The organism is Sphingomonas sp. Ell38C01, assembly GCF_055231975.1.
The window spans coordinates 3,310,011-3,331,943 of sequence record NZ_JBUYVA010000001.1; the positions used below are offsets into that span (position 1 = coordinate 3,310,011).

Here is a 21,933-nt window from a genome sequence, read left to right on the forward strand (position 1 = left end):
CGCTCGACGGCATCGCGACGGTCACGGCCGCATCGGGTGCTTCCCTGCGGTCAGCAGCAGTTCCAGCGCGCCGCGGATCAGTTCGCTCATCCGTTCGCCCGCCAGTGCCGGCTGGCCCTCGATGATCGCATCGGCGACGCGCTTGTGGTCGCGCGCGCTGGCGCGGGGGACGCCCTTGTATTCGTTGGTGCGGCGGATCGAGAAGCGCAGCGTCGTGTCGACCAGCCCGGTGAACTGGCGCATGAAGCGGTTGTTGCTCGCTTCCAGCACCGCGATGTGGAACGCGATGTCGGCCTCCAGTGCATCCTCCTTGCCCCGATCGGCCGCGGCCATGCGCGCGACCGCGTCGATGATCGCGCGCCGCTGAGGCCCGCTCGCCGAATGCGCCGCCAGCGTCGCGGCACGCGGTTCGATCGACATGCGGATCTCGGTGAAATCGATCAGCAGATCGATCGAGAATTCGCGCTGGAGCATCCATCGCAGCACATCCGGATCGAGCAGGTTCCAATTGTCTTCGGGCTGGACGCCCGTGCCGGCGCGCTTGCGGCCGAGCAACAGGCCCTTGGCGGTCAACATCTTCACGGCTTCGCGCAAAACCGGCCGGCTGACGCCATAACGCTCGCACAGCGCCGCCTCGGTCGGGAAGGGCTCGTCGGGCCGATAGGCCTGGGTGACGATCGACAGGCCCAGGTCGTTGACGATGCTGGCGGTGAGATTCAGTCCCTCGTCGGGGGTGGCGATCATGCCCATCCCCTCGGTCCGCTGCCGAGTCTCCTTCGTCGCTTCCATTCCCCCAGCCTATCGGACGTGAACGCCCGGCGCCACCGTCTCTCCCCGATGGTTTCGGCACGGCACGCGTTCGCACCATGCGGTATTGACCTGCTCTCTTATTATGTATGATATAAAGCGAAGCGACACGGGCCATGACCGTCCGCCAGGGGAGGACCGGACCGGCACATGACGATCACGCGCAGGACCTTGCTGGGAAAGGGAGTGACGAGTGGCGCCGGTGGTGCGGCGCTGCTGTCGGGGTGCGCGCGCCCTCCCCGGGACGTGCGGATCGGTTTCGTGGTGAAGATGCCCGAGGCGCAGTGGTTCCAAGACGAATGGCGTTTCGCGCGCGCGGCGGCCCGGGACCTGGGATTTTCGCTGATCGCGATCGGGGCGGAGGATGGCGACCGCGTGCTGTCGGCGCTGGGCACGCTGTATGCGCGCTATGCGGCGGGCTTCATCATCTGCGCACCCGATCCCCGGCTGGGTCCGGCCATCGCCGGCTTCGCCGAGCGGACGGGAATGAAGGCGATGGCGGTCGACGATCGCCTGACCCGCGCGGGCGACCGGCCGATCACCAGCGTCCCGTATGTGGGCATCTCCGCGGTCGCGATCGGTCGGCTGGCGGGCGAGGCGGCCGCGGCGGAGGCGGCGCGGCGCGGCTGGACGCCGGCGGATACCGGCGTACTGCGGCTGGCGTTCGACAGCCTGGAGACGGGTCGCGAGCGGACGGCGGGTGCGGTCGCGGCGCTTCGGGACAAGGGCTTCGCCCGCGTGTTCGACGCCGCGCAGCGCACCTCGGATACCGAGGGGGCCTTCACCGCCGCGGCGCCCGTTCTCACCCGCAATGCCGGCATCGATCGCTGGATCATACTGGGGCTGAACGACGAGACGGTCGTCGGCGGGATCCGCGCGGCGGAGGGGCTGTCGATGGCGGCGGACGCGATCGTCGGCATCGGCATCGGCGGATCGCAGGCGGCGATCGCGGAGCTCGCCAAGCAACGCCCGACCGGCTTCGTCGCGACCGTGCTGCTCAGCCCGCGGGCGCATGGCTATGACACGGCGGTCGCGATGTATCGCTGGATCACGCGCGCCGTGCGCCCGCCGGCGGAGACGCTGACCAGCGGCACGCTGATGACCAGGGCCAATTTTCGCACGCTGCTGGCCGCGGAGGCGGCGGCATGACGCCGCTCATCGCGTTCCACGACATCGGCAAGGTCTTTCCCGGCGTCATCGCGCTGGACAGGGTCGGCTTCGCCGTCGCGGGCGGCGAGGTGCGGGCGCTGATCGGCGAGAACGGTGCGGGCAAGTCGACGTTGCTCAAGATCCTGGCGGGGCATCATCCGCCCGACACCGGTACGCTGCTGGTGGACGGGGTGCCGCGCCGCTTCGCGACCCCGCGCGACAGCCAGGATGCGGGCATCGCGATCATCCATCAGGAATTGCAGCTGTTTCCCGACCTGAGCGTCGCGGAGAACCTCATGCTGGGCGTGCTCCCGGCGAAGAACGGCTTCGTGGATCGCCGGTCGCTGCACGAACGCGCGACCGCGATCCTCGACCGGCTGGGCGAGCCGATCGCGGCGAACGCGCGACTGGGCGACCTGTCGATCGGGCAACGCCAGATGGTCGAGATCGGGCGCGCGCTGATGCGCGACGCCCGCATCATCGCCTTCGACGAGCCGACCAGTTCGCTGTCGACCCGCGAAACCGGGCGGCTGATGGCGATCATCGGCGACCTGAAGGCTCAGGGGCGGGCAATCCTCTATGTCAGCCACCGGATGGAGGAGGTCTATGCCCGCGCCGACAGTGCGACGGTACTGCGCGACGGGCGCCACGTCGTCGATATCGCACCGGTGAGCGCGACGGATTCCGACCGGCTGGTGTCTGCGATGGCGGGGCGGACGATCGCCGACATCTATGGCTATCGCGCACGGCCGACCGGCGAGCCGGCAGTGCGGATCGAGGGGCTGTCCGGGCCGGGAGTGCGGCGACCGGTCGATCTGGACGTACGGCAAGGCGAGATCGTCGGACTGTTCGGGCTGGTCGGCGCGGGCCGTTCGGAGTTGTTCCGGCTGGTGTTCGGGGCCGAGCGTCCGGATGCGGGCCGCGTGACGGTGTACGGCAAGGTCCTGCGCCCGGGCGACCCTCGCGCAGCGATCGCGGCGGGGCTGGGACTGTGCCCGGAGGATCGCAAGGATCAGGCGATCGTGCCGCTGTCACCGGTGCGCGAGAACGTCGCGCTGGCCTGGCGCAACCGGCGGGGCACGACGCCCCTGCTTCGGCCGCGCGCGGAGGCGCAGGACGCGCGCACGCTCATCGACCGGATGCGGATCAGGACCGCCAGCACCGAGACGCCGATCGGCACGCTTTCCGGCGGCAACCAGCAGAAGGCGGTGATCGCGCGCTGGCTGATGGCGGGCGCGCGCGTGCTGCTGCTCGACGAACCGACGCGTGGGATCGATGTCGGCGCACGCAGCGAAATCTACGACCTGATCTATGGCTTTGCGGAGGCGGGGGGCTCGGTGCTGTTTGCGTCGAGCGACATGGCGGAGGTGCTGGGCGTCGCCGACCGCGTCGTCGTGATGCGCGAGGGCATGGTGGCGGGCGAGGTGCCGCGCGAGCAGGCGACACCCGACGGGCTGCTGCGCCTCGCCCTTCCTTCCTCTCCATCGCAGGACCGGACCGCCGCATGAGATGCCATTCCCCTATCCAGGGTCCACCGTCGGCCCTGCGTGGGCGAAGATCGAGACTCGCCGGAGTTGTGGCGATCGCCGCGGCGTCGACGGCCCCGCATTCGCGCCCGGGCAGCGATGACGGCGCATTCGAGGAGACGGCATGATCGCCCCGATCCTCAAGCGCACCGGGCCGCTGATCGCGCTGGCGGTGCTGCTCGCGGTCCTTTCGTTCGCCGTCCCGGACTTTCTCGGGGTCCGCAACCTGCAGGGGCTGCTGCTGTCGGTCACCCTGGTAGGCACGATCGCCGCGACGATGATGATGGTGCTGGCGATGCGCGAGGTCGATCTGTCGGTCGGCTCGATCGTCGCGCTGTCCGGGGTGCTCGCGGCGGTCACGATGAACGCGACCGGCAGCGTCGCCACGGGCGTGCTCGCCGGGCTGGCAGGCGGAACCGCGGTGGGCGCGCTGAACGGCGTGCTGGTGGCGGGCTTCAAGGTGAATTCGCTGATCGTCACGCTGGCCACGATGGAAATGGTCCGCGGCCTCGCCTTTCTGGCGTCGGGCGGGGAAAGCGTGGCGATCCCGCTCCAGCGCTTCTATGCGCTGGGATCGGGCGGGGTTCTGGGTATCGGCTGGCCGATCTGGTCGATGATCGCCAGCTTCGCGGTGTTCGGCATCGTCCTGAACCGCACCGTGTTCGGGCGCAACGTGCTGGCGATCGGAGGCAATCCGGAGGCCGCCCGGCTGGCCGGCGTGCCGATCACGCGGGTGCGGATCACGGTGTTCGCGCTGCAGGGGCTGGTCGCGGGGCTGGCCGGGATCATCCTTGCGGCGCGGATCACCAGCGGCCAGCCCAATACCAGCGTCGGGCTGGAACTGGCGGTGATCTCCGCCTGCGTGCTGGGCGGCGTGTCGCTGGCGGGCGGGGTCGCCACCATCGCCGGGGTGATCGTCGGCGTGTTCATCATGGGAGCGGCGCAGAACGCGCTGAACCTGCTGAACGTGCCCACTTTCTATCAATATGTCGTCCGGGGCGGGATCCTGCTGCTGGCGGTGATCGCCGATCGCCTGCGCCAGACCGGCAGCCTGACGTTCACCCTTCCCGGCCTCTTTGCCGACCGGAACCGGACCAGCCATGTCTAAAATCGCCAAGATCGAAAGCTTCATCGTGCCGCCGCGCTGGCTGTTCGTCCGGATCGAGACCGACGACGGCGCGGTCGGCTGGGGCGAGGCCAGTCTGGAGGGACATGCCGAGGCGGTGGCCGGCGCGATCGAGAGCGTGCGCGACCGGCTGGTCGGCGCCGACCCGGCCCGGATCGAGGATGCGTGGCAGACGCTGTACCGGCTGGGCTTCTATCGCGGCGGCCCCGTTCTGATGTCGGCGATCTCGGGCGTCGACCAGGCGCTGTGGGACCTGCGCGGCCGGATGCTGGGGGTGCCGGTGTCGGACCTGCTGGGCGGACGGGTGCGCGACCGGATCCGCGTCTATGCGTGGATCGGGGGAGATCGCCCGGCCGACGTCGCCGCAGCCGCGCTGGCCCGCCGCGAGCAGGGCTTCGATGCGGTGAAGATGAACGGGGTCGAGGACCTGGGCTGGCTGGCCGGCCCTGCCGCAGTCGACGAGGCGGTCGAGCGGCTGGCGCAGGTGCGCGAGACCGGCATGGATGTCGGCATCGATTTCCACGGCCGCGTCCACAAGCCGATGGCGCGCCGGCTGGTGCAGGCGATGGAACCGCTGGGGCCGCTGTTCTTCGAGGAAGTCGTGCTGGGCGAACATCCCGAGGCGATGGCGCAGATCGCCGGGCAGACCAGCATCCCGCTGGCGCTGGGCGAACGGCTGTACAGCCGGTGGGACTTCAAGCCGTTCCTGGCCTCCGCGGCGATCGATATCGCGCAGCCCGACCTGAGCCATGCCGGTGGAATCTCCGAGTGCCGGCGGATTGCGGCGATGGCGGAGGCGTATGACGTGGCGATCGCGCCGCATTGTCCGCTGGGGCCGCTGGCACTGGCCGCCTGCCTGCAACTGGCGGCCGCGACCCCCAATTTCGTGATCCAGGAAATCTCGCTCGGCATCCACTACAACCAGGCCGATGCCGACCTGCTCACCTATCTGACCGATCCCGAAGTGCTGACCGTGGAACGCGGATCGATCGCGGTGCTGGAAAAGCCCGGGCTGGGCTTAACGATCGACGAGGCACGGGTCCGAGAGGCGTCGCGCCAGCCCCATCGCTGGCGCAACCCGGTATGGCGCGGCCCCGACGGATCTCTACGCGAATGGTAGGGGAACTGGCGGGCCGGGTAGCTTTGGTGACGGGGGCCGCGGGCGGAATTGGCGGGGCAGTCGCGCGCGCGCTGGCGGCGGAGGGCGCCGCGCTCGCGCTGGTCGACCGGCTGGCGGCGGATGTCGCGGGGGCGGAGGTGATCGTCGGCGATGTCGGCGACCCTGCCACCGTCGACCATGCGGTCGCCCGGACGATCGACCGGTTCGGGCGGCTCGACATCCTGGTCAACGTCGCCGGGACGATGCTCTACCGGCCTATCGCCGAGCAGGACGCGGACGACTGGCAGCGACTGCTGGCGGTCAACCTGATCGCGCCAGCGCTGTTCACGGGCCATGCGTTGCGCCACATGGCGCCGGGCGGGGCGATCGTGAACGTCGCCTCGGTCCATGCGCGGCGCACGTCGGCCCTGGTGTCGTCCTATGCCGCGTCCAAAGCCGCGCTGGTCAGCCTGACCCGATCGACCGCGATCGAAGGCCGCGCGCTCGGCATCCGCTGCAATGCGATCCTGCCCGGTGCGATCGACACCGCGATGCTGCGCGACAGCCCCAACATCCGGTCGGGCGTGGAGGTGATCGATCCCGGCGATATCGGCACCCCGGACGAGGTCGCGGCGCTGGCGTTGTTCCTGGCGTCGGACCGGGCCCGCTTCATCACCGGCGAGGACGTGGTCGCGGACGGCGGGCGGATGGGAAAGCTGTGACGACGCGTCAGGATCGTGACCGGTGGCCTTCTGGTCGCCGGCCAGGTCAAGAGGCCGGAGGCTGGAGCGTTCCGAACCGCAGCCGGGTTTCCGCCCGGTAGATGTCGCCGGGATCGAGCCGGGTGGACGGGAAGTCGGCGCGGTTGCAGGCGTCGGGCCAATCCTGCGCCTCGAGGCAGAGGCCGGCTTCGCGGGGGAAGCAGCCCGCCAGCCACCCACCGCTGTAGAATTGCAGGCCGGGGCGGTCGGTGGTGACGGTCAGGGTGCGGCCGCTGGGCGGATGGATGAGCCACGCGACCTCGCGCAGGCCGGTGCCCCCCAGGCAGAAATTATGGTTGTAGCCGCGGCCGAGGCGGAGCTGCTCGTCGTCGGTCGCCAGCGCCTCGCCGATATCGCGCGCGCGGGTGAAGTCGAACGGGGTGCCCGCCACCGCCCGCTGCTCGCCGAGGGGGAGTTGGGCGGCGTCGACGGGAAGATACGCGTCCGCCGCGATACGGAGGTGGTGGTCGGCGATCGGTGCCCCGGCGTCGCCCGACAGGTTGAAATAGCCGTGCGAGACGAGGTTGACGGCGGTCGGCCGGGTCGTCGTCGCCGCGTAGACGATCGCCAACTCGCCGGTATCGGACAGGGTGAAAGTGGCGGTGACGGCCAGGGCGCCGGGATAGCCCTGGTCGCCGTCGGGGCTGTGGTGACGCAGGACCAGCCGGGCGTCCGCGACGTCGACGACCTGCCACGTCGCCCGGTCGAACCCAGTCGGGCCGCCATGGCGCTGGTTGGCGCCTTCGTTGGCGGCGAGCGCATGGCGGGTGCCGTCAAGGACGAGGGCGGCCCCCGCGATGCGGTTGGCGACCCGGCCGCACGTCGCCCCGAGATACGCACCACCCTCCTGCCCTGCCTCCGCCAGATAGTCCGCCACATCGTCGAAGCCGAGCAGGACGCGGGCGGCGCGACCGTCGCGATCGGGGGCATCGATGCGGGTCAGGCGGGCGCCGAAGTCGGTGACGCGGACGGTGACGCCGCTCGGCGAGGTCAGAGTAAACGAGCGGGGGCCGGGCATCGCGATCACCTTACACGCCATACCGCCCGGCGCACGCCGGGGGGCGGGATACCGTCGAAAAGATGACGGATGCGGGGGGGTCGCCCACCGCATCCGCCCCCCTCCCCGAAACGGTCAGAACGTCGCCCGTACGCCGAGCGAGATGCGGCGGCCCTGGTCGGACACGGTGATGAGCCGTTCCTCGAAGCGCGAATAGCTGCGGAAGCGTGCGTTGGTGAGGTTCAGCACCTCGCCGAACACCGACAGGCTGTCGTTCATCTTGATCGAACCGCTGAGGTCGATCTGGTCATAGCCGAAGATGTTCTCGGGCTGACTCTGCGGCCCGAACGTCTGGCGCAGGAACGGGGCGCGCCAGTTGTACGCGCCGCGCAGCTGGAAGCGATCGTCCTCGTAGAACAGCACCAGGTTGGCGGTATCGGAGAGCCCCTCGACATTGAAGGTCTGGTTGCTGAGCGAGGGGTCGAACCGGATCGAGCTTTTGACCAGCGTGTAGTTCGCCGTCACGCCCAGATGGTCGAAAGGCGCGGGCAGGAAATCGAAGGTCGACTGGATCGCGCCCTCCACGCCGTACACGTCGCCGTTCTGGGCATTGTACGGACGGTTGGCGATGAAGTTCAGCCCGAAATACTGCTCCGGCTGCTGGCCGGAGATGATGAAGTTCTGGAGTTTCTTGTAGAAGCCCGACACGCTCGCATAGCTCGTCCGGGTGAAGTAGTAGTCGACCGACGCATCTGCGTTCCAGGCGAGGAACGGCTTCAGGAACGGGTTGCCGCCACTGACGGTGTTCGAGTTGGGCGGGCGGAACACGAAATCCTGGCTGAGGCCGAGACGCCCGAGCGTCGGCCGGGTCAGCGTCCGCGAGCCGGCGAGGCGTAGGGCCAGCTGCTCGGTCACGTCGAGGCGGAAGTTCAGCGTCGGCAGGATATAGGTGTATGTGTTGGTCGCATCGACCGGCACGGTGGGACTGTACACCGGAACCGCCGCGGTGGGATCGGCGGGGTTCTGGATGATGTTGAGCAAGGTCACCGAGTAACCGGTCGCATAGACGTTGGTATGGACCAGCCGGGCGCCGGCCATCGCGCTCCACTTGCCGCTGCCGCCGAAATCGCCCTTGAACAGGGCCTGGACATAGGCGGCATAGGTATTCTCGCGCACAGCGCCCGAGCCGCGCTCGCGGTCGATCGGATCGAGGCTGTTGTTGTTGCCCTGATAGACGGCGAGGAAGCGATTGCGCGCATCGATCCCCGCCTGCGACGTTCCACCCACCTGGTTCACCGCGGCACTGGATCCGTAATACTGGACCAGCGCGTCGCGGTTGTAGGTCAGCCAGGTCAGGTCGCGGCCCAGCACGTTGGCGTTGAAATCGGTGAACAGCGATCCCGGCGCGACCGCCTGGTATCCGCAATAGAAGCAGCCGAGCGGCTCCGGCGATTCGCGTACGACCGTCGTCTTCTTGCGGTTGGTGAACAGTACGCCGCCCTGCAACTTGTCGAGGATGCTGCCGAAATCCCAGGTCACGTCGATCGTGCCCTGGTTGATGGTATCGCTGTTGCGGCCGCCCCGCTCCGAGCAGCAATGCAGGCGCGGTGCCGAGCGGTCGTTGGTCGCCAGCGTGTTGGTGAGCGTCGGAAGGCCGCCGGGGCCGTCGAGGTTGAAGGTCGGCGTGACGCCGATCTGGCGGGTGCCGACGACGTAGAACAGCTGGTCCGAAGTGTTGCGCGTGTTCGAATGCGCAGCGTCGAACACCACGGTCAGCGCGTCGGCCGGCTTCCACTCGGCGTTCAGGCCGATCTGGTAGGTGCGGGCATCCTGCGGGCTGGTCGCCAGGATATTGTCGGACGCCAGGCCGCTGGTCGCGGTCGCCGGCAGGACGGTGAAGCTGGTTACGGTTCGGTTAGCGTTGACGGTCGCGCGGGTGATGCGGTCGGGGTCGGTATAATAGCCCAGCTGGTTAGTGACGCTGTCGGTCTTCTGCTGGGTGTAGAGCGCGTCCAGCTCGAACTTGAGCGTGTCGGATGCGACATAGTCGACGGCGAACGTCCCGCCGATCCGCTCGCGATTGTTGAGGGTGGAGGTGAAGTTGAGCGTACGGGGCAGCGACACGCCCTCCCCCCCGGCCAGGCGGCTGTCGCGCACCCCGTCGCCGTTCGTGTCGATGTTCTGGTTGGTGATCCAGCCGTCGGTCGAGATGTTGGACAGGCGCGAGATGCGCTTGTCGTAGATGAAACTGGCCAGCACGCCGAACGTGCGGTCCTGGTTCGACGCACTGATGACCCCGGAGACGACCGGCGTGATCTCGTCCGAGGTGTTGTCGTGGCGGCCCGAGGCGCTGCCGGCGAAGCGGAAGCCGGCGCGGTCGGTCGGGCGTGCGGTGCGCAGGACCACGGTCGAGCCGATGCCGCCCTCCTGCAACCGTGCCTCGGACGACTTGTAGACCTCCGCCCCGCTGATGAGCTCGGACGACAGGATGTCGAACGAGAAGGAGCGCCCGCCTCCCTCGGTCGACAGCAGGCGGTTGTTGAGGAGGACGGTGTTGAACTCCGGCCCGAGCCCGCGGACGGTGACGCCGCGGCCCTCGCCGTTGACGCGGTCGACCGACACGCCGGGAATGCGCTGGAGCGATTCCGCGATATTCGCATCGGGGAAGTTGCCGATATCCTCGGCGGAAATCGCATCGACCACGCCGATCGTCTCGCGCTTCAGGTCCAGCGCGGTCTGGAGGCTGGCGCGGATGCCCGTGACGACGATGTCGCTGGCCCCGCCCATCTCTGGGCCCGTATCTGGACCCGTATCTGGACCCGTCTCCGGGGCGACCTGTCCGCCGCTCGGCCGGGTGGCGGGGGAGTCGGTGGGGTTCGCAGGCGGCCCGGCCTGGGCGGCCGCCTGGGCCGGGATCACGGCCAGCAGACCAAAGGCGGTGCCGGACAACAGAGCGATGGTGCGATGTGCGTGCCTCATAGGAAATCCCCCTCCAGTCTCATGGCGACACCCAAAACAAATATGATATTAAACCTCCTGTCCAGCAGATTCGTTCGGGTAGCGCCCCCGGGACGGGATTAATGATGCGGGAGTGTCACATCGCGCCAGGCGTGCTTGCCTGGGCCAACCCTGAACAAAGACCATTTTTTCCATGATGTTACCACCATCCGACATAGACCGGACCCATCCGCGCGGCGGATCCAGCGCGCGCGCGCAGAAAGCCCGAACCCTCGACGGATGAGAGCATCGGGGCGGGAGCGGCTCGTTATGTCAGACTTATTAGGTCCCTACATCCGCGTCAGGATCATCCCCACACCCTGGAAATCGCCGCGCAGCGTCAGGTCGACGCCGTGGTTCATCCAATAGGCGCCGGTCGCCTTGGGGGGGATGGTGGCGGGCAGCGGGGTCGCGTCCATCGCCTCGATCCGGTACTGCGCCTTGGGATCGAGTCCGCGCAGCGTGATCGTCGGCATCACGTCGAACTTGTGCGTCGAGCCGACCAGGGTGAACAGCGCCGCCTGAGACTTATCGGCCGCGACATAGAGGTTGGTCCAGCGCGCATCCGCCTCGTCGGCGCGGTTGAGGCGATGGAGGTCGCCATGCTGCACGGTCTCGCGGATGCGCTTGTACGAAGCGACATAATAGCGGGCGGTCGCCATGTCGTTGTCCTGCCATTTGTTGAGGTTGGTGCCGATGCCCAGCCCACCCTGCATCGCCGACAGGAAGCGGAACGACAGCGTCGTCTGGCGCTGGTTCACCCAGTTGGGACTGTCGGTCACCCACGCCATCATCGCTGCGGGGGCATAGGCCTGGGTGTAGCCGTCCTGGATCTGGAGGCGATCGAACGGATCGGTATTGTCCGACGGCCAGACCTGATCGGTGCGCGCCATGATGCCGAGATCGACGCGCCCCCCACCGCCCGAGCAGCTTTCGATCTCCAGCCCGGGGTGGCGTTTACGCAGCTCGTCGATGATCCAGTAGAGGTTGCGAACATAGGCGACGTAAATCGTCTGCTGGTCGTTGACGTCCGCATCGGGCCAGCCGGGCTCGGACCAGTTGCGGTTGTAGTCCCATTTGAGGAAGGCGATGTCGTTCCGGGTGACGAGGTCGTCGAGCACCTTGAGCAGATGGTCGCGCACATCGGTGCGGGCGAGGTTGAGGACCAGCTGGTTGCGCCCCTCAGTCCGCGGCCGCTCCTTGAACTGCATCACCCAGTCCGGATGCGCGCGGTAGAGGTCGCTGTCGGCATTGATCATCTCGGGCTCGACCCACAGGCCGAAATCCATGCCGAGGCCCTTTACCCGGTCGATCAGCGGCTTCAGCCCATTGGGGAACTTGGTCGGGTTGACCGTCCAGTCGCCCAGACCCGCCTTGTCGTTGTTGCGCGCGCCGAACCAGCCATCGTCCATCACGAACCGCTCGACGCCCAGCTTCGCGGCCCGCTCGGCGAGCGCCAGCTGCCCGGCCTCGTCGACATGGAATTCGGTCGCCTCCCAGCTATTGTAGAGAACCTTGCGCAAGGGGGGTAGCGTCTTCCCCCCGCTCCTCGGGAGAATGTGCTCGCGCTGGAAGCGGTGGAACAGGCGCGAGGCCCCGCCCCGTCCCTCGTTCGAGAAGCCGGTGTAGAAGATCGGGGTCTCCATCGTCGCGCCGGGGCGCAGGCGATAGGCGAAGTCGAACGGGTTGTAGCCCCCCACGACGCGGATGCGGCCGGTGACGTCCTGGTCGAACGTCATCCGCCACGACCCGCTCCACGCCAGCGCGCCGATCCAGGCGGGGCCGTTCTCCTCGGTGGTGTCGCCGCGGGTGATGGTGAACCAAGGATTGTTCTGGCTGCCGGTCGAGCCGCGCCGGCTTTCCAGCACGGTCGAGCCCGCGGTCAGCGCGCGGTTCTGCAACGTCCATTCCGCCGCCCATCGCCCGGTCGAATAATGGAGCCGGTAGTCGTACGCGACCGGCAACGTATAGCCCGCCGCCGCCGCCTGATCGACGCGCACGTCGGTCGTGCCGCGGTTCTCTACCATCGCGGAGCGGGCGACGACGCCGGTGTCGGGATCGATGCGATAGATCAGCGTGACGTAGAGTGGACGGTCGAGATCGCTGAGCGTGACGCGGATCTCGTCCTTCGCGATCTGGTGGCTGCGATAATAGAGGACGAGGTCGCGGTTGCCGTCGGCATAGGTGACCTTCAGCGCCGGCTCGGCATAGAGACCCCCGCCCTGCCCGGCATATTCCTGCGGCACCACATTGGCGGCGACGTCGAACCCCGACAGGCCAGACAGCTCGGGCGCGGCGAGCGGCGCCTTGTCGGGCAGGCGCTTGCCCCAGTAGACCGACTGGAGGATGCCGGTGGCGTTGACCTTGAACGCATAGGTCACCTCCCCGCCATCGAGGCGGAACATCTTGTTGCCGGCATCGTAGCTCGCCTGCGCCAGCGCCGCGCCGGGAGCCCCCGCCCCGATCACGCCGGTCGCCAGCAACACCGTTCGCAGCAGCTTCCTCATTCCACCCTCACCTTGTCGTTGCAATCCGCCCGGTCGAGAGGATCCGTATGGCGCACGCGGTATTTCTAGCTCCATCGCCGGGGCCACGGAAGGGGGCGAGGCAAATAATGTCATATTTAATCAGGCGCGCATTGCGGTCGGGCATCCATTATGGCGACCGTGCGCGGGAGTAGAGCGCGCGATTGTCGTGACCGATCCGAAGCGAGGTCGGACGCGACGGCTGCGGGCATGACTGCCGGCGGTGGCGAAGACCTGCCGCACGCGGATCCCATTCCGTCGACCGTCCCGTCGTCCAACGCCGTCGACACGCTGCGTGATCGCGCGCGTCTCGCAAACCATGACGGCGACCGACCCGCCTGCCGGGCACCGGGGGCCTGGCACGACACAATCGTGCCGGACGTGCGGCACGTCTGTGGCCGACAGGAGATATCGCGTCTTCGGCAGGCGCCGAAGAATCTCCGCCCCGACATCATTTTCGCTTTATCGGATAAATCATAATATGGATGAGTGCCGAAGCTGGTCGATCGACCTTTGTCACGACCAGGAGTTCCAACACGGGGGCGCATGATGGCACGCTGGAGTAGACGCGGCATATTGACGGGTGGCGCGGCCGCGATGATCGGGCAGGCCAGCGTCGGGGTCGTGCAGGCGGTCGCCTCACCGGCGTCGGCGGACGGACCCGCGACGATCGGCGACCATGATCTCCTGTGGTTCGACACGCCCGCCGCCGGCTGGAACGATGCGGTGCCGATCGGCAATGGCCGGATCGGCGGGATGGTCCGCGGCGGCGTCGCGCAGGAGATCGTGTCGCTCAACGATGACACGCTGTGGTCGGGGCAGCCCTCGGACCCCGACAATCCCGGCGCGCTGGCGGTGCTGCCGACACTGCGCGAGGCGGTGTTCGCGGGCGACTATGGTCGCGCCGACGCACTGAGCAAGCAGATGCAGGGGCCATTCTGCAACAATTACGAACCGGTCGGTGACCTGATCCTGGACATCGCCGGCACCGGTGCGGTCGGCGAATACCGCCGCGCGCTCGATCTGGACAGCGCGGTGGCCAGCGTCGGCTATACGCAGGGCGGCGTCCGCCATCGGCGCGAGCTGTTCGTGTCGCATCCCGATCAGGTCATGATGATCCGGCTGTCGGCGGACCGCCCGGGGTCGCTGTCCTGCCGCGTCGGGTTGAAAACGCCGTTGCAGGGAAGCGTGACGGCGAGCGGATCGCGCCTCGTGCTGACGGGCAGGGCGCCGACGGTATCGGAGCCGGGCTATCGCGATGTGCCCGATCCCGTGGTGTACGACCCCACACCCGGCAAGGGCATGGCGTTCGCCGCGATCGTCGATGTCGCGGCGACCGGCGGCACCGTCGTCGCGGATGGCGACGGCGTGACGGTCACCGGCGCCAGCGAGATCGTGCTGCGGATCGCGACCGGCACCGGCTTCCGTGCCTTCGATGTCGCGCCCGATCGCCCAATCGACGAAATCGTCGCGATGGCGACCGGACAGATCGATGCCGCGCGTGCCAAGACGTTCGACGCGGCCAAGGCGGCGCATGTCGCGGACCATCGCGGGCTGTACCGCCGCGCGCGGCTGGCGATCGGCGTACCGCGCAACGACGTGCCGACCGACCGCCGCCGCCGCGACAACGACGCGGTGCCGGAGCCGGCGCTGGCCGCGCTGCTGTTCAACTTCGGCCGCTACCTGCTGATCGCGAGTTCGCGGGCCGGGACGCAGGCGGCCAATCTTCAGGGTATCTGGAACGACATGGTCCGCCCACCATGGAGCAGCAACTACACGACCAACATCAATATCCAGATGAACTACTGGCATGCCGAAACCACCAACCTGGGGGAGTGCCATGGTCCGATGATCGACTTCATCGGCCGCGTGGCGCACGCCGGGCGCCGGGTCGCATCGGGCTATTTCGGGATGCCGGGCTGGTGCGTGAACCAGAATTCGGACCTGTGGGCGATCGCCAACCCGGTCGGCGAGGGGCAGGGCGATCCCAACTGGGCGAACTGGCCGATGGCGGGGCCATGGCTGGCGCAGCATCTGTGGGAGCATTATGCGTTCGGCGGCGACGTCGCCTATCTGCGCGACACCGCCTATCCGCTGATGCGCGGCGCGGCGGAATTCTGTGCGGCGTGGCTCGTCAAGGATCCGCACAGCGCTTTTCTGACGACAGCACCGTCGACATCGCCGGAGAACGTCTTCTTTACCCCCGACGGCAGGCGCGCGGCGGTCAGCGCGGGATGCACGATGGACCTCGCGCTGACCCGCGAATTGTTCGCCAATTGCATCGCCGCCGCCGCAATCCTGAAGATCGACGCCGACTTCGCCAAACGGCTGACCGCGTTGAGCGCGGCGCTGGCACCCTACCGCATCGGCCGCTACGGCCAGTTACAGGAATGGTCGCACGACTTCGCGGAGCCGGAACCCGGCCAGCGGCATATCTCGCACCTCTATCCGCTTTACCCCGGCGGCGAGTTCACGCCCCGTCGCACGCCGAAATGGGCGAAGGCGGCGCAGGTGTCGATGCAGCGGCGCGAGACCAATGGCGGCGCGCAGACCGGATGGAGCAGGGCATGGTCGACCTGCATCTGGGCGCGGCTAGGCGACCGCGACCATGCCGGCTACGCGGTCGACCAGTTCGTCCGCAACAGCGTCGCCGCCAATCTGTTCGGCACGCATCCGGGCAGTCCGCGTCCCATATTCCAGATCGACGGCAATTTCGGCATCACCGCCGGGATCGCCGAGATGCTGGTGCAGAGCCATGACGGCGGCATCGCGCTCGCCCCCGCGCTGTCGCCGGCATGGCAGGACGGCGCGGTCACCGGGCTGCGCGCGCGCGGCGGGGCGACGGTGGACCTGCGCTGGACGGCGGGTCTGGTGCGCGCGGCCGTCATCGCCGCGGCGGTCACCGGCGACCAGCCGGTCCTCGCCCCACCGGGTCAGCGGATCGCCAGGATCCGCGACGGGGCGACGCCGATCCGGATCCGGCAGCAGGGACCATGGACGGTCTTCGCGGCGCAGGCGGGCCGGGCCTATAGGCTCGATTTCGCGGGAGCCTGAACGATGCCGCCACGGGTTGACGCCATCGGCAACGATTCTCACCGCCCAAGCTCGTGGCGCGCCGTCGGACACGCGCTGCTGTTGCTGGGCATGGCGATCGTTACGCCCGCCTTCGCGCAGACGGGTGTCGCCGCGCCCACAGTCATACACGTGGCGGCGGAGGGCCGCCAACGGCTGAACTTCAACGCCGACTGGCGCTTCACACGGGGTGACGTCGTGGAGGCACGCCAGGCCGGGTTCGACGATCGCGAGTGGGAACGCGTCGGCTTGCCGCACAGCTTCGGCACGCCCTATTTCCAGGCGGCGTCCTTCTACGAAGGCTATGGCTGGTATCGCAAGGACGTCACCCTGCGGACGCTGCCACCGGGCCGCCGACTGACCCTCGAGTTCGAGGGCGCGTTCCAGCGGGTGGAGGTGTTCGTCAACGGCGTCGCTGTCGGCGGGCATCGCGGCGGCTATACCGGCTTCCCGATCGACATCACCACGGCGGTGCGACCCGGCCGCAACGTCGTCGCGGTTCGTGTCGACAATCTGTGGAAGGCGACGCAGGCGCCGCGCGCGGGCGAGCATGTGTTCAGCGGCGGCCTCTACCGCGACGTGTGGCTGGTCGCGACCGACGCGGTGCACGTGCCATGGACGGGCACGGCGGTGACGACGCCCGGCGTCGACACCGGCACGCCGCGCGTCTCGGTCGCCACCGAGATCCGCAACGACCGCTCGGCCCCGGAAACGGTCGTCGCCGTCACGCAGGTGCTGGACGGGCGGAACCGCGTGGTCGCGACCCTGCCCGATCGCACCGTGACCGTGGTCCCCGGCGCGGTGGCGATGGTGACGCAGGTGTCCGCGCCGATCGCGGGCGTCGCGCTGTGGACGCCGGAGACGCCCGCGCTGTACCGGGTGGTCACCACGCTGCGCGTCGGCGGCACGATACGCGACCGCGTCGAGACGCCGTTCGGCTTCCGCTGGTTCCGCTGGACCGCCGACCAAGGCTTCTTCCTCAACGGCACGCACCGCTATCTGCAGGGTGCGAACGTCCATCAGGATCAGGCGGGCTGGGGCGATGCAGTGACCAACGGCGCGATGGCACGCGACGTCGCGATGATGAAGGAGGCCGGGTTCGACTTCATCCGCGGATCGCATTACCCCCATGACCCCGCCTTCACCGACGCGACCGACCGGCAGGGGATGCTGTTCCTGTCGGAGGCACCGTTCTGGGGCACCGGTGGCTTCCGGGAGGATAGCGGGTGGACCTCGCCCGCCTATCCCACCGACCCCACCGACCGGCCGGCGTTCGAGGCGAGCGTCCGCCAGCAACTGACCGAGATGATCCGGATCCACCGCAACCATCCCTCGATCCTGGGGTGGAGCATGGGCAACGAGACCTTCTTCTCCACGCCCGAAGCGATGCCGGCGCTGCGGCGGTTCCTGGGCGAGCTAGTGGCGCTGACCCACCGGCTCGATCCGACGCGCGCGGCGGTGATCGGCGGGGCGCAGCGCGGCGAGACCGACAAGATCGGTGACGTGGCGGGCTATAATGGCGACGGCGCGACGCTGTTCCTGAACCCCGGCGTGCCCAGCATCGTGACCGAATATGGATCGACGATCGCGGATCGGCCGGGGGAATACGCACCCGGCTGGGGCGATTTGCCGCAGGCGGCGCCAAAGACCGGCGCCTATCCGTGGCGGTTCGCGTGGCGATCGGGCGAGGCGATCTGGGCCGGGTTCGATCATGGATCGGTCGCGGGGCGCAAGTTCGGGTCGATGGGCATCGTCGACTACGCGCGGCTGCCGAAACGGGCATGGTACTGGTATCGCAACGCCTATCGCGGCATCGCCCCGCCGGCATGGCCGCAGGCCGGCACCTCCGCCGGGCTGCGCATCACCGCCAGCGCGCCGCAGATCACGCAGGCGGACGGCACCGACGACGTGCAGCTGCTCGTCACCGTCGTGGACGCGAAAGGCCGCGCGATCAGCAACAGCCCGCCGGTGCATCTGGCGATCGAATCGGGGCCGGGCGAGCTGCCGACCGGCCGCGCGATCGACTTCGCGCCCGACGGCGACATCCCGATCCGCGACGGACAGGCCGCGATCGCGCTGCGCAGCTGGCAGAGTGGGACGACGCGGCTGCGCGCCACCTCCCCCGGTCTGGCGGCGGGGACGCTCGACATCGCGACGGTCGCCGGACCGCGCTTCGTCGCCGGGGTGACGCCGCTCGCCGCCGACCGGCCGTACCGGGCGGACGACCGGGTCGGCGACGGCGTCGAAGCGGTGTTCGGGACCGACAACCCCACCGGCGCGAGTTCGTCCGCGCCCGGCCATTCGCCACGGCTGGCGAACGACGGCGACGCCGCGACCTATTGGAGCCCCGCCGCGGGCGACGCCGATCCGTGGGTGTCGATCAGCACCGAACGCATCCTGCGCTTCCACAGCGTCGAGGTGACCTTCCCGCAGGACGGCGGCTATGGCTTCGTCGTCGAGGTATCGGGGCCGGGCGGACGCTGGGAGGTGCTGGCGGAGGAAGCGCCCGGCTCCGGCACGACGCGTGTCCGGCGGGTGCCGACGAAGCCGCTGGTCGGCGAGCGCATCCGGGTACGCCCGATCACCCCCGCCGGGCTGCCGGTCGGCATCGCCGAGGTGCGGCTGTTCGCGACGCTCGAGGACCGGTAATCGATGGCAGCACCGGTCGAGCCGCCTAGCCCGATCGATATTATCGAACGTAGCGCTCGATATTTGCCGACTGAGAAATCCGACGGGGCGAGACCAGATTGGCGCCAGCGAAGACGGATCGACCCTGCGGATGAGTCCGCACGGCGATCGACTGGCGGGTGAGGGATCATGATGGACTTTCCAACACATGCGGGCCGCGTGGCGGTCGTCACGGGCTCCGGACGGGGGATCGGCGCGGCGATCGCGCTGGGTCTGGCGCGACGCGGGGCGAAGGTGGTCGCCGCCGATCTGGCGATGCCCGACGATACCGTCGCCGCGATCGGGGCGAACGCGGTCGGCGTCGCGGCCGACGTGTCCAGTCCCGAGGGCTGGGCCGCGATCGAGCAGGCGGCAACCGCGGCGTTCGGCGACGTCGGCATCGTCGTCAACAACGCCGCTTATTATCCCAACCATCCGATCGACGACCTCGATTTCGACACGTGGCGGCGCACGATGGCGGTCAATCTCGACGCGCAATTCCTGTCGGCGAAGCAGTTCGTGCCCGCGATGCGGCGCAACGGCTGGGGCCGGTTCGTCGGCATCTCGTCCAACTCGATCGGCCTGAACGTGCAGGGCATGAGCCATTACATGGCGTCGAAGATGGGCATCATCGGCTTCATGCGCGGGCTGGCCAACGATGTCGCCAGCGACGGCATCACCTGCAACGCGATCCTGCCCGGGCTGACGCATACCGTCGCCACCGAGGCGCAGGGCGAGGAAGCGCGCCGCGCGGTGTGGCAGGCGCAGGCGATCCGGCGCTTCGCCGAACCCGACGAGATCGTCGGCCCGGTGCTGTTCCTCACCAGCGACGACGCCGCGTTCATGACCGCGCAGGCGGTCGTGGTGGACGGCGGGCAATACCGGGTCGGCTGACCCCGTTTCTTCCAGGAGTGACGGACATGGCAGGACGGTTGCAGGACAAGGTGTGCGTCATCACGGGCACCGGCGGGAGCATCGGGCGCGAGGCGGCGTTGCGCTTCGCCGCCGAGGGTGCGCTGGTGGTCGGGACCGACGTGAACGCGGCGGGCGCACAGGCGACGGTCGATGCGGTCACGGCGGCGGGCGGGCGGATGGTGTCGCTGCACCCCGCCGATCTCGGCACGATGGCGGGATGCCAGAGCGTCGTCGATTTCGCGGTTCGCGAACATGGCCGGATCGACGTGCTGTTCAACAACGCGGCGATGGCGCATTTCAACTGGATCGAGGACATCACCGAGGAGGAGTGGCGGCAGAACACCCGCGACGAGGTCGATCTGGTGTTCTTCCTGACCAAGTCCGCCTGGCCGCACCTGAAGGCCAGCGGCGGGACGATCGTCAACACCGCGTCGCTGACCGGGCACCGGGTGTTCCGGACGCTCGGCGGGCTGGCGCATGCCACCGCCAAGATGGGCATCGTCGGCATGACGAAGCAGCTGGCGATGGAAGGCCGCGCGCACGGCATGCGCGCCAATTCGATCTCGCCCGGCGTGATCGAGACCAGCCAGACGGCCGAGCAGCTCAAGGACAAGGAATGGGCCGACTATATGCTCGGCAAGACGCTGACCGGGCGGCTCGGCAAGCCCGGCGAGGTCGCCAACGTCGCGCTGTTCCTGGCGTCCGACGAAAGCTCGTTCGTGACCGGCGTCGATATCAAGGTCGATGGCGGCATGGCGGTGTGGTGAGCGCCCCGCGCGCCGCCTGATCCCGCACGCATTCCCGGTGCTATCCCGCCCATCGCGTGGGCCGGACCGCCCCCCTGCGGCCGGCATCCGGCTGCGCTTCGTCCAGAAGGCCGTACCTCCATGACCCAGCCCAACGCCGACGCCCTGTTCCAGCCCGGCACCATCGGCACGTTGCCGGTGCGCAACCGCATCGTCATGGCGCCGATGACCCGGTCGCGGTCGCCCGGTGGCGTACCGGGGGCGGATGTGGCCGCCTATTATCGCCGCCGCGCCGAAGGCGGTGTCGGCCTGATCGTCACCGAGGGCACATGGGTGCCGCACCCGACCGCCTCCGACGATCCCGACGCGCCGACCTTCCACGGCGAGGCGGCGCTGGCCGGCTGGAAGCATGTCGTCGACGAGGTCCACGCCGGCGGCGCCGCGATCATGCCGCAGCTCTGGCATGTCGGACAGTTGCTCGACAAGACCGGCGCGTCGCGCGGGCATCTGTTCGGTCCCTCCGGCCTGACCGGCGGCGTCGGAATCGCGCCGAAGCCGACCGACACCCCGGCGACCGGGCAGGAGATCGATGCGGTGATCGACGCGTATGCGACGGCGGCGGCGTCCGCACAGGCGCTGGGCTTCGACGGGGTCGAACTGCATGCCGGGCATGGCTATCTCATCGACCAGTTCTTCTGGGCCGCCACCAACATCCGGACCGACCGCTATGGCGGGGACGTTGCGGGACGAACCCGCTTCGCGGCGGAGATCGTCGCCGAGATCAAGCGCCGCACCGGCGCCGGCTTCCCGGTCACGCTGCGCTTCTCGCAGTGGAAGATGCATGATTTCGGCGCGATGCTGTTTGCGAATCCGACGGAAATGGCGGCGTTCCTTGAGCCGCTGGTCGATGCCGGGGTCGATGCCTTCCACGCGTCGCAGCGGCGCTTCTGGGAGGGCGAGTTCGGCACCGACCTGAACCTTGCCGGCTGGGCGCAGAAGCTGTCGGGCAAGCCCGCGATCGCGGTCGGTTCGGTGACGCTCCAGCGCGATCTGGTCGACAGCTTCGACGGCTCGGGCAGCGAAATCGCGAACAACCTGCCGCTGCTGCGTGCACGCATGGCACGCGGCGATTTCGATTTCGTCGCGGTGGGTCGCGCGCTGATCGCCAATCCCCAATGGCCCAACCGGGTGCGCCGCGGACACGCGATCGAACCCTATGTGCAGAGCCTGCTCGCCACCCTCGATTGAGATCGTCGGGCGATCCGATCGGAACCGCCTTCGCGACCATGCGGGTCGATCCGACAGGCGATCGCGCCGGGCCGGGCACAGGCGCGAGGGTCGCGGTCGCAATATCCTCACGGGGCCGGTGTCCCTGTGGGGTCGGTTCAGTCGCGGATGACATGGACGCTGAATGGCCCGTACGCCATCGCCCGGCAGGGGTCGGGCGGGCTGGTCGCCAAAGGCGGCGCGGCGCATGGAACGTGCGCGGTCTCCGGCCGAAGATGTCCGGCTGGGACGCGGCCATGTGGCGCAGGTCTCGGTATCC

The 21,933-nt window shown here is 68.8% G+C and carries 14 protein-coding genes; 10 read left to right on the forward strand and 4 right to left on the reverse strand.

Annotated elements, in window-relative coordinates:
* Positions 1 to 21: 21 nt before the first annotated feature.
* Positions 22 to 744 (reverse strand): FadR/GntR family transcriptional regulator, encoded by a 723-nt coding sequence (locus ACV7NO_RS15730; protein ID WP_463406899.1) that lies wholly within the window; start codon positions 742 to 744, stop codon positions 22 to 24.
* Between the two features lie 213 nt (positions 745 to 957).
* Between ACV7NO_RS15730 and ACV7NO_RS15735 the strand changes: the two genes are divergently transcribed.
* The 5 genes from ACV7NO_RS15735 to ACV7NO_RS15755 all read left to right on the forward strand — a co-directional run bounded on the left by ACV7NO_RS15735 (position 958) and on the right by ACV7NO_RS15755 (position 6,429).
* Positions 958 to 1,956 (forward strand): substrate-binding domain-containing protein, encoded by a 999-nt coding sequence (locus ACV7NO_RS15735; RefSeq protein ID WP_463406900.1) that lies wholly within the window; start codon positions 958 to 960, stop codon positions 1,954 to 1,956.
* A complete protein-coding gene (locus ACV7NO_RS15740; protein WP_463406901.1) occupies positions 1,953 to 3,464 on the forward strand; it encodes a sugar ABC transporter ATP-binding protein in 1,512 nt (503 codons plus the stop codon). The genes ACV7NO_RS15735 and ACV7NO_RS15740 overlap by 4 nt, the downstream gene beginning before the upstream one ends.
* 142 nt (positions 3,465 to 3,606) lie before the next feature.
* Complete coding sequence (araH, locus tag ACV7NO_RS15745; RefSeq protein ID WP_463406902.1) at positions 3,607 to 4,590, forward strand: L-arabinose ABC transporter permease AraH; 984 nt, start codon at positions 3,607 to 3,609, stop codon at positions 4,588 to 4,590.
* A complete protein-coding gene (dgoD, locus tag ACV7NO_RS15750) occupies positions 4,583 to 5,728 on the forward strand; it encodes a galactonate dehydratase (protein WP_463406903.1) in 1,146 nt (381 codons plus the stop codon). Before araH ends, dgoD begins: the two co-directional genes overlap by 8 nt.
* 26 nt (positions 5,729 to 5,754) lie before the next feature.
* Positions 5,755 to 6,429, forward strand: coding sequence for an SDR family NAD(P)-dependent oxidoreductase (locus ACV7NO_RS15755; RefSeq protein WP_463406904.1), 675 nt, complete (start codon positions 5,755 to 5,757; stop codon positions 6,427 to 6,429).
* A gap of 46 nt (positions 6,430 to 6,475) precedes the next feature.
* Here ACV7NO_RS15755 and ACV7NO_RS15760 read toward each other — a convergent pair whose 3' ends face one another.
* From ACV7NO_RS15760 to ACV7NO_RS15770, 3 genes are all read right to left on the reverse strand, one after another.
* Positions 6,476 to 7,486 carry an aldose epimerase family protein gene (locus ACV7NO_RS15760; protein ID WP_463406905.1) on the reverse strand — a complete coding sequence of 337 codons (1,011 nt, stop codon included), beginning with the start codon at positions 7,484 to 7,486 and terminating at the stop codon, positions 6,476 to 6,478.
* A 114-nt stretch (positions 7,487 to 7,600) separates the two neighbouring features.
* Positions 7,601 to 10,444: a TonB-dependent receptor gene (locus tag ACV7NO_RS15765; RefSeq protein ID WP_463406906.1), complete on the reverse strand. Its 2,844-nt coding sequence runs from the start codon at positions 10,442 to 10,444 to the stop codon at positions 7,601 to 7,603.
* Between the two features lie 308 nt (positions 10,445 to 10,752).
* A complete protein-coding gene (locus tag ACV7NO_RS15770; RefSeq protein WP_463406907.1) occupies positions 10,753 to 12,969 on the reverse strand; it encodes an alpha-galactosidase in 2,217 nt (738 codons plus the stop codon).
* Positions 12,970 to 13,536: 567 nt separating this feature from the next.
* Here ACV7NO_RS15770 and ACV7NO_RS15775 point away from each other — a divergent pair.
* The 5 genes from ACV7NO_RS15775 to ACV7NO_RS15795 all read left to right on the forward strand — a co-directional run bounded on the left by ACV7NO_RS15775 (position 13,537) and on the right by ACV7NO_RS15795 (position 21,635).
* Positions 13,537 to 16,041: a glycoside hydrolase family 95 protein gene (locus tag ACV7NO_RS15775; protein ID WP_463406908.1), complete on the forward strand. Its 2,505-nt coding sequence runs from the start codon at positions 13,537 to 13,539 to the stop codon at positions 16,039 to 16,041.
* Between the two features lie 90 nt (positions 16,042 to 16,131).
* The gene (locus tag ACV7NO_RS15780; RefSeq protein ID WP_463406909.1) at positions 16,132 to 18,708 is read left to right on the forward strand and encodes a glycoside hydrolase family 2 protein; all 2,577 of its coding nucleotides are present in this window, start codon (positions 16,132 to 16,134) and stop codon (positions 18,706 to 18,708) included.
* Between the two features lie 198 nt (positions 18,709 to 18,906).
* Entirely contained in the window at positions 18,907 to 19,620 is a 714-nt protein-coding gene (locus ACV7NO_RS15785; RefSeq protein ID WP_463406910.1) for an SDR family NAD(P)-dependent oxidoreductase, read from the forward strand.
* Between the two features lie 26 nt (positions 19,621 to 19,646).
* Positions 19,647 to 20,408, forward strand: coding sequence for an SDR family NAD(P)-dependent oxidoreductase (locus ACV7NO_RS15790; RefSeq protein ID WP_463406911.1), 762 nt, complete (start codon positions 19,647 to 19,649; stop codon positions 20,406 to 20,408).
* Positions 20,409 to 20,528: 120 nt separating this feature from the next.
* A complete protein-coding gene (locus ACV7NO_RS15795; RefSeq protein WP_463406912.1) occupies positions 20,529 to 21,635 on the forward strand; it encodes an oxidoreductase in 1,107 nt (368 codons plus the stop codon).
* The last annotated feature ends 298 nt before the right edge of the window (positions 21,636 to 21,933 follow it).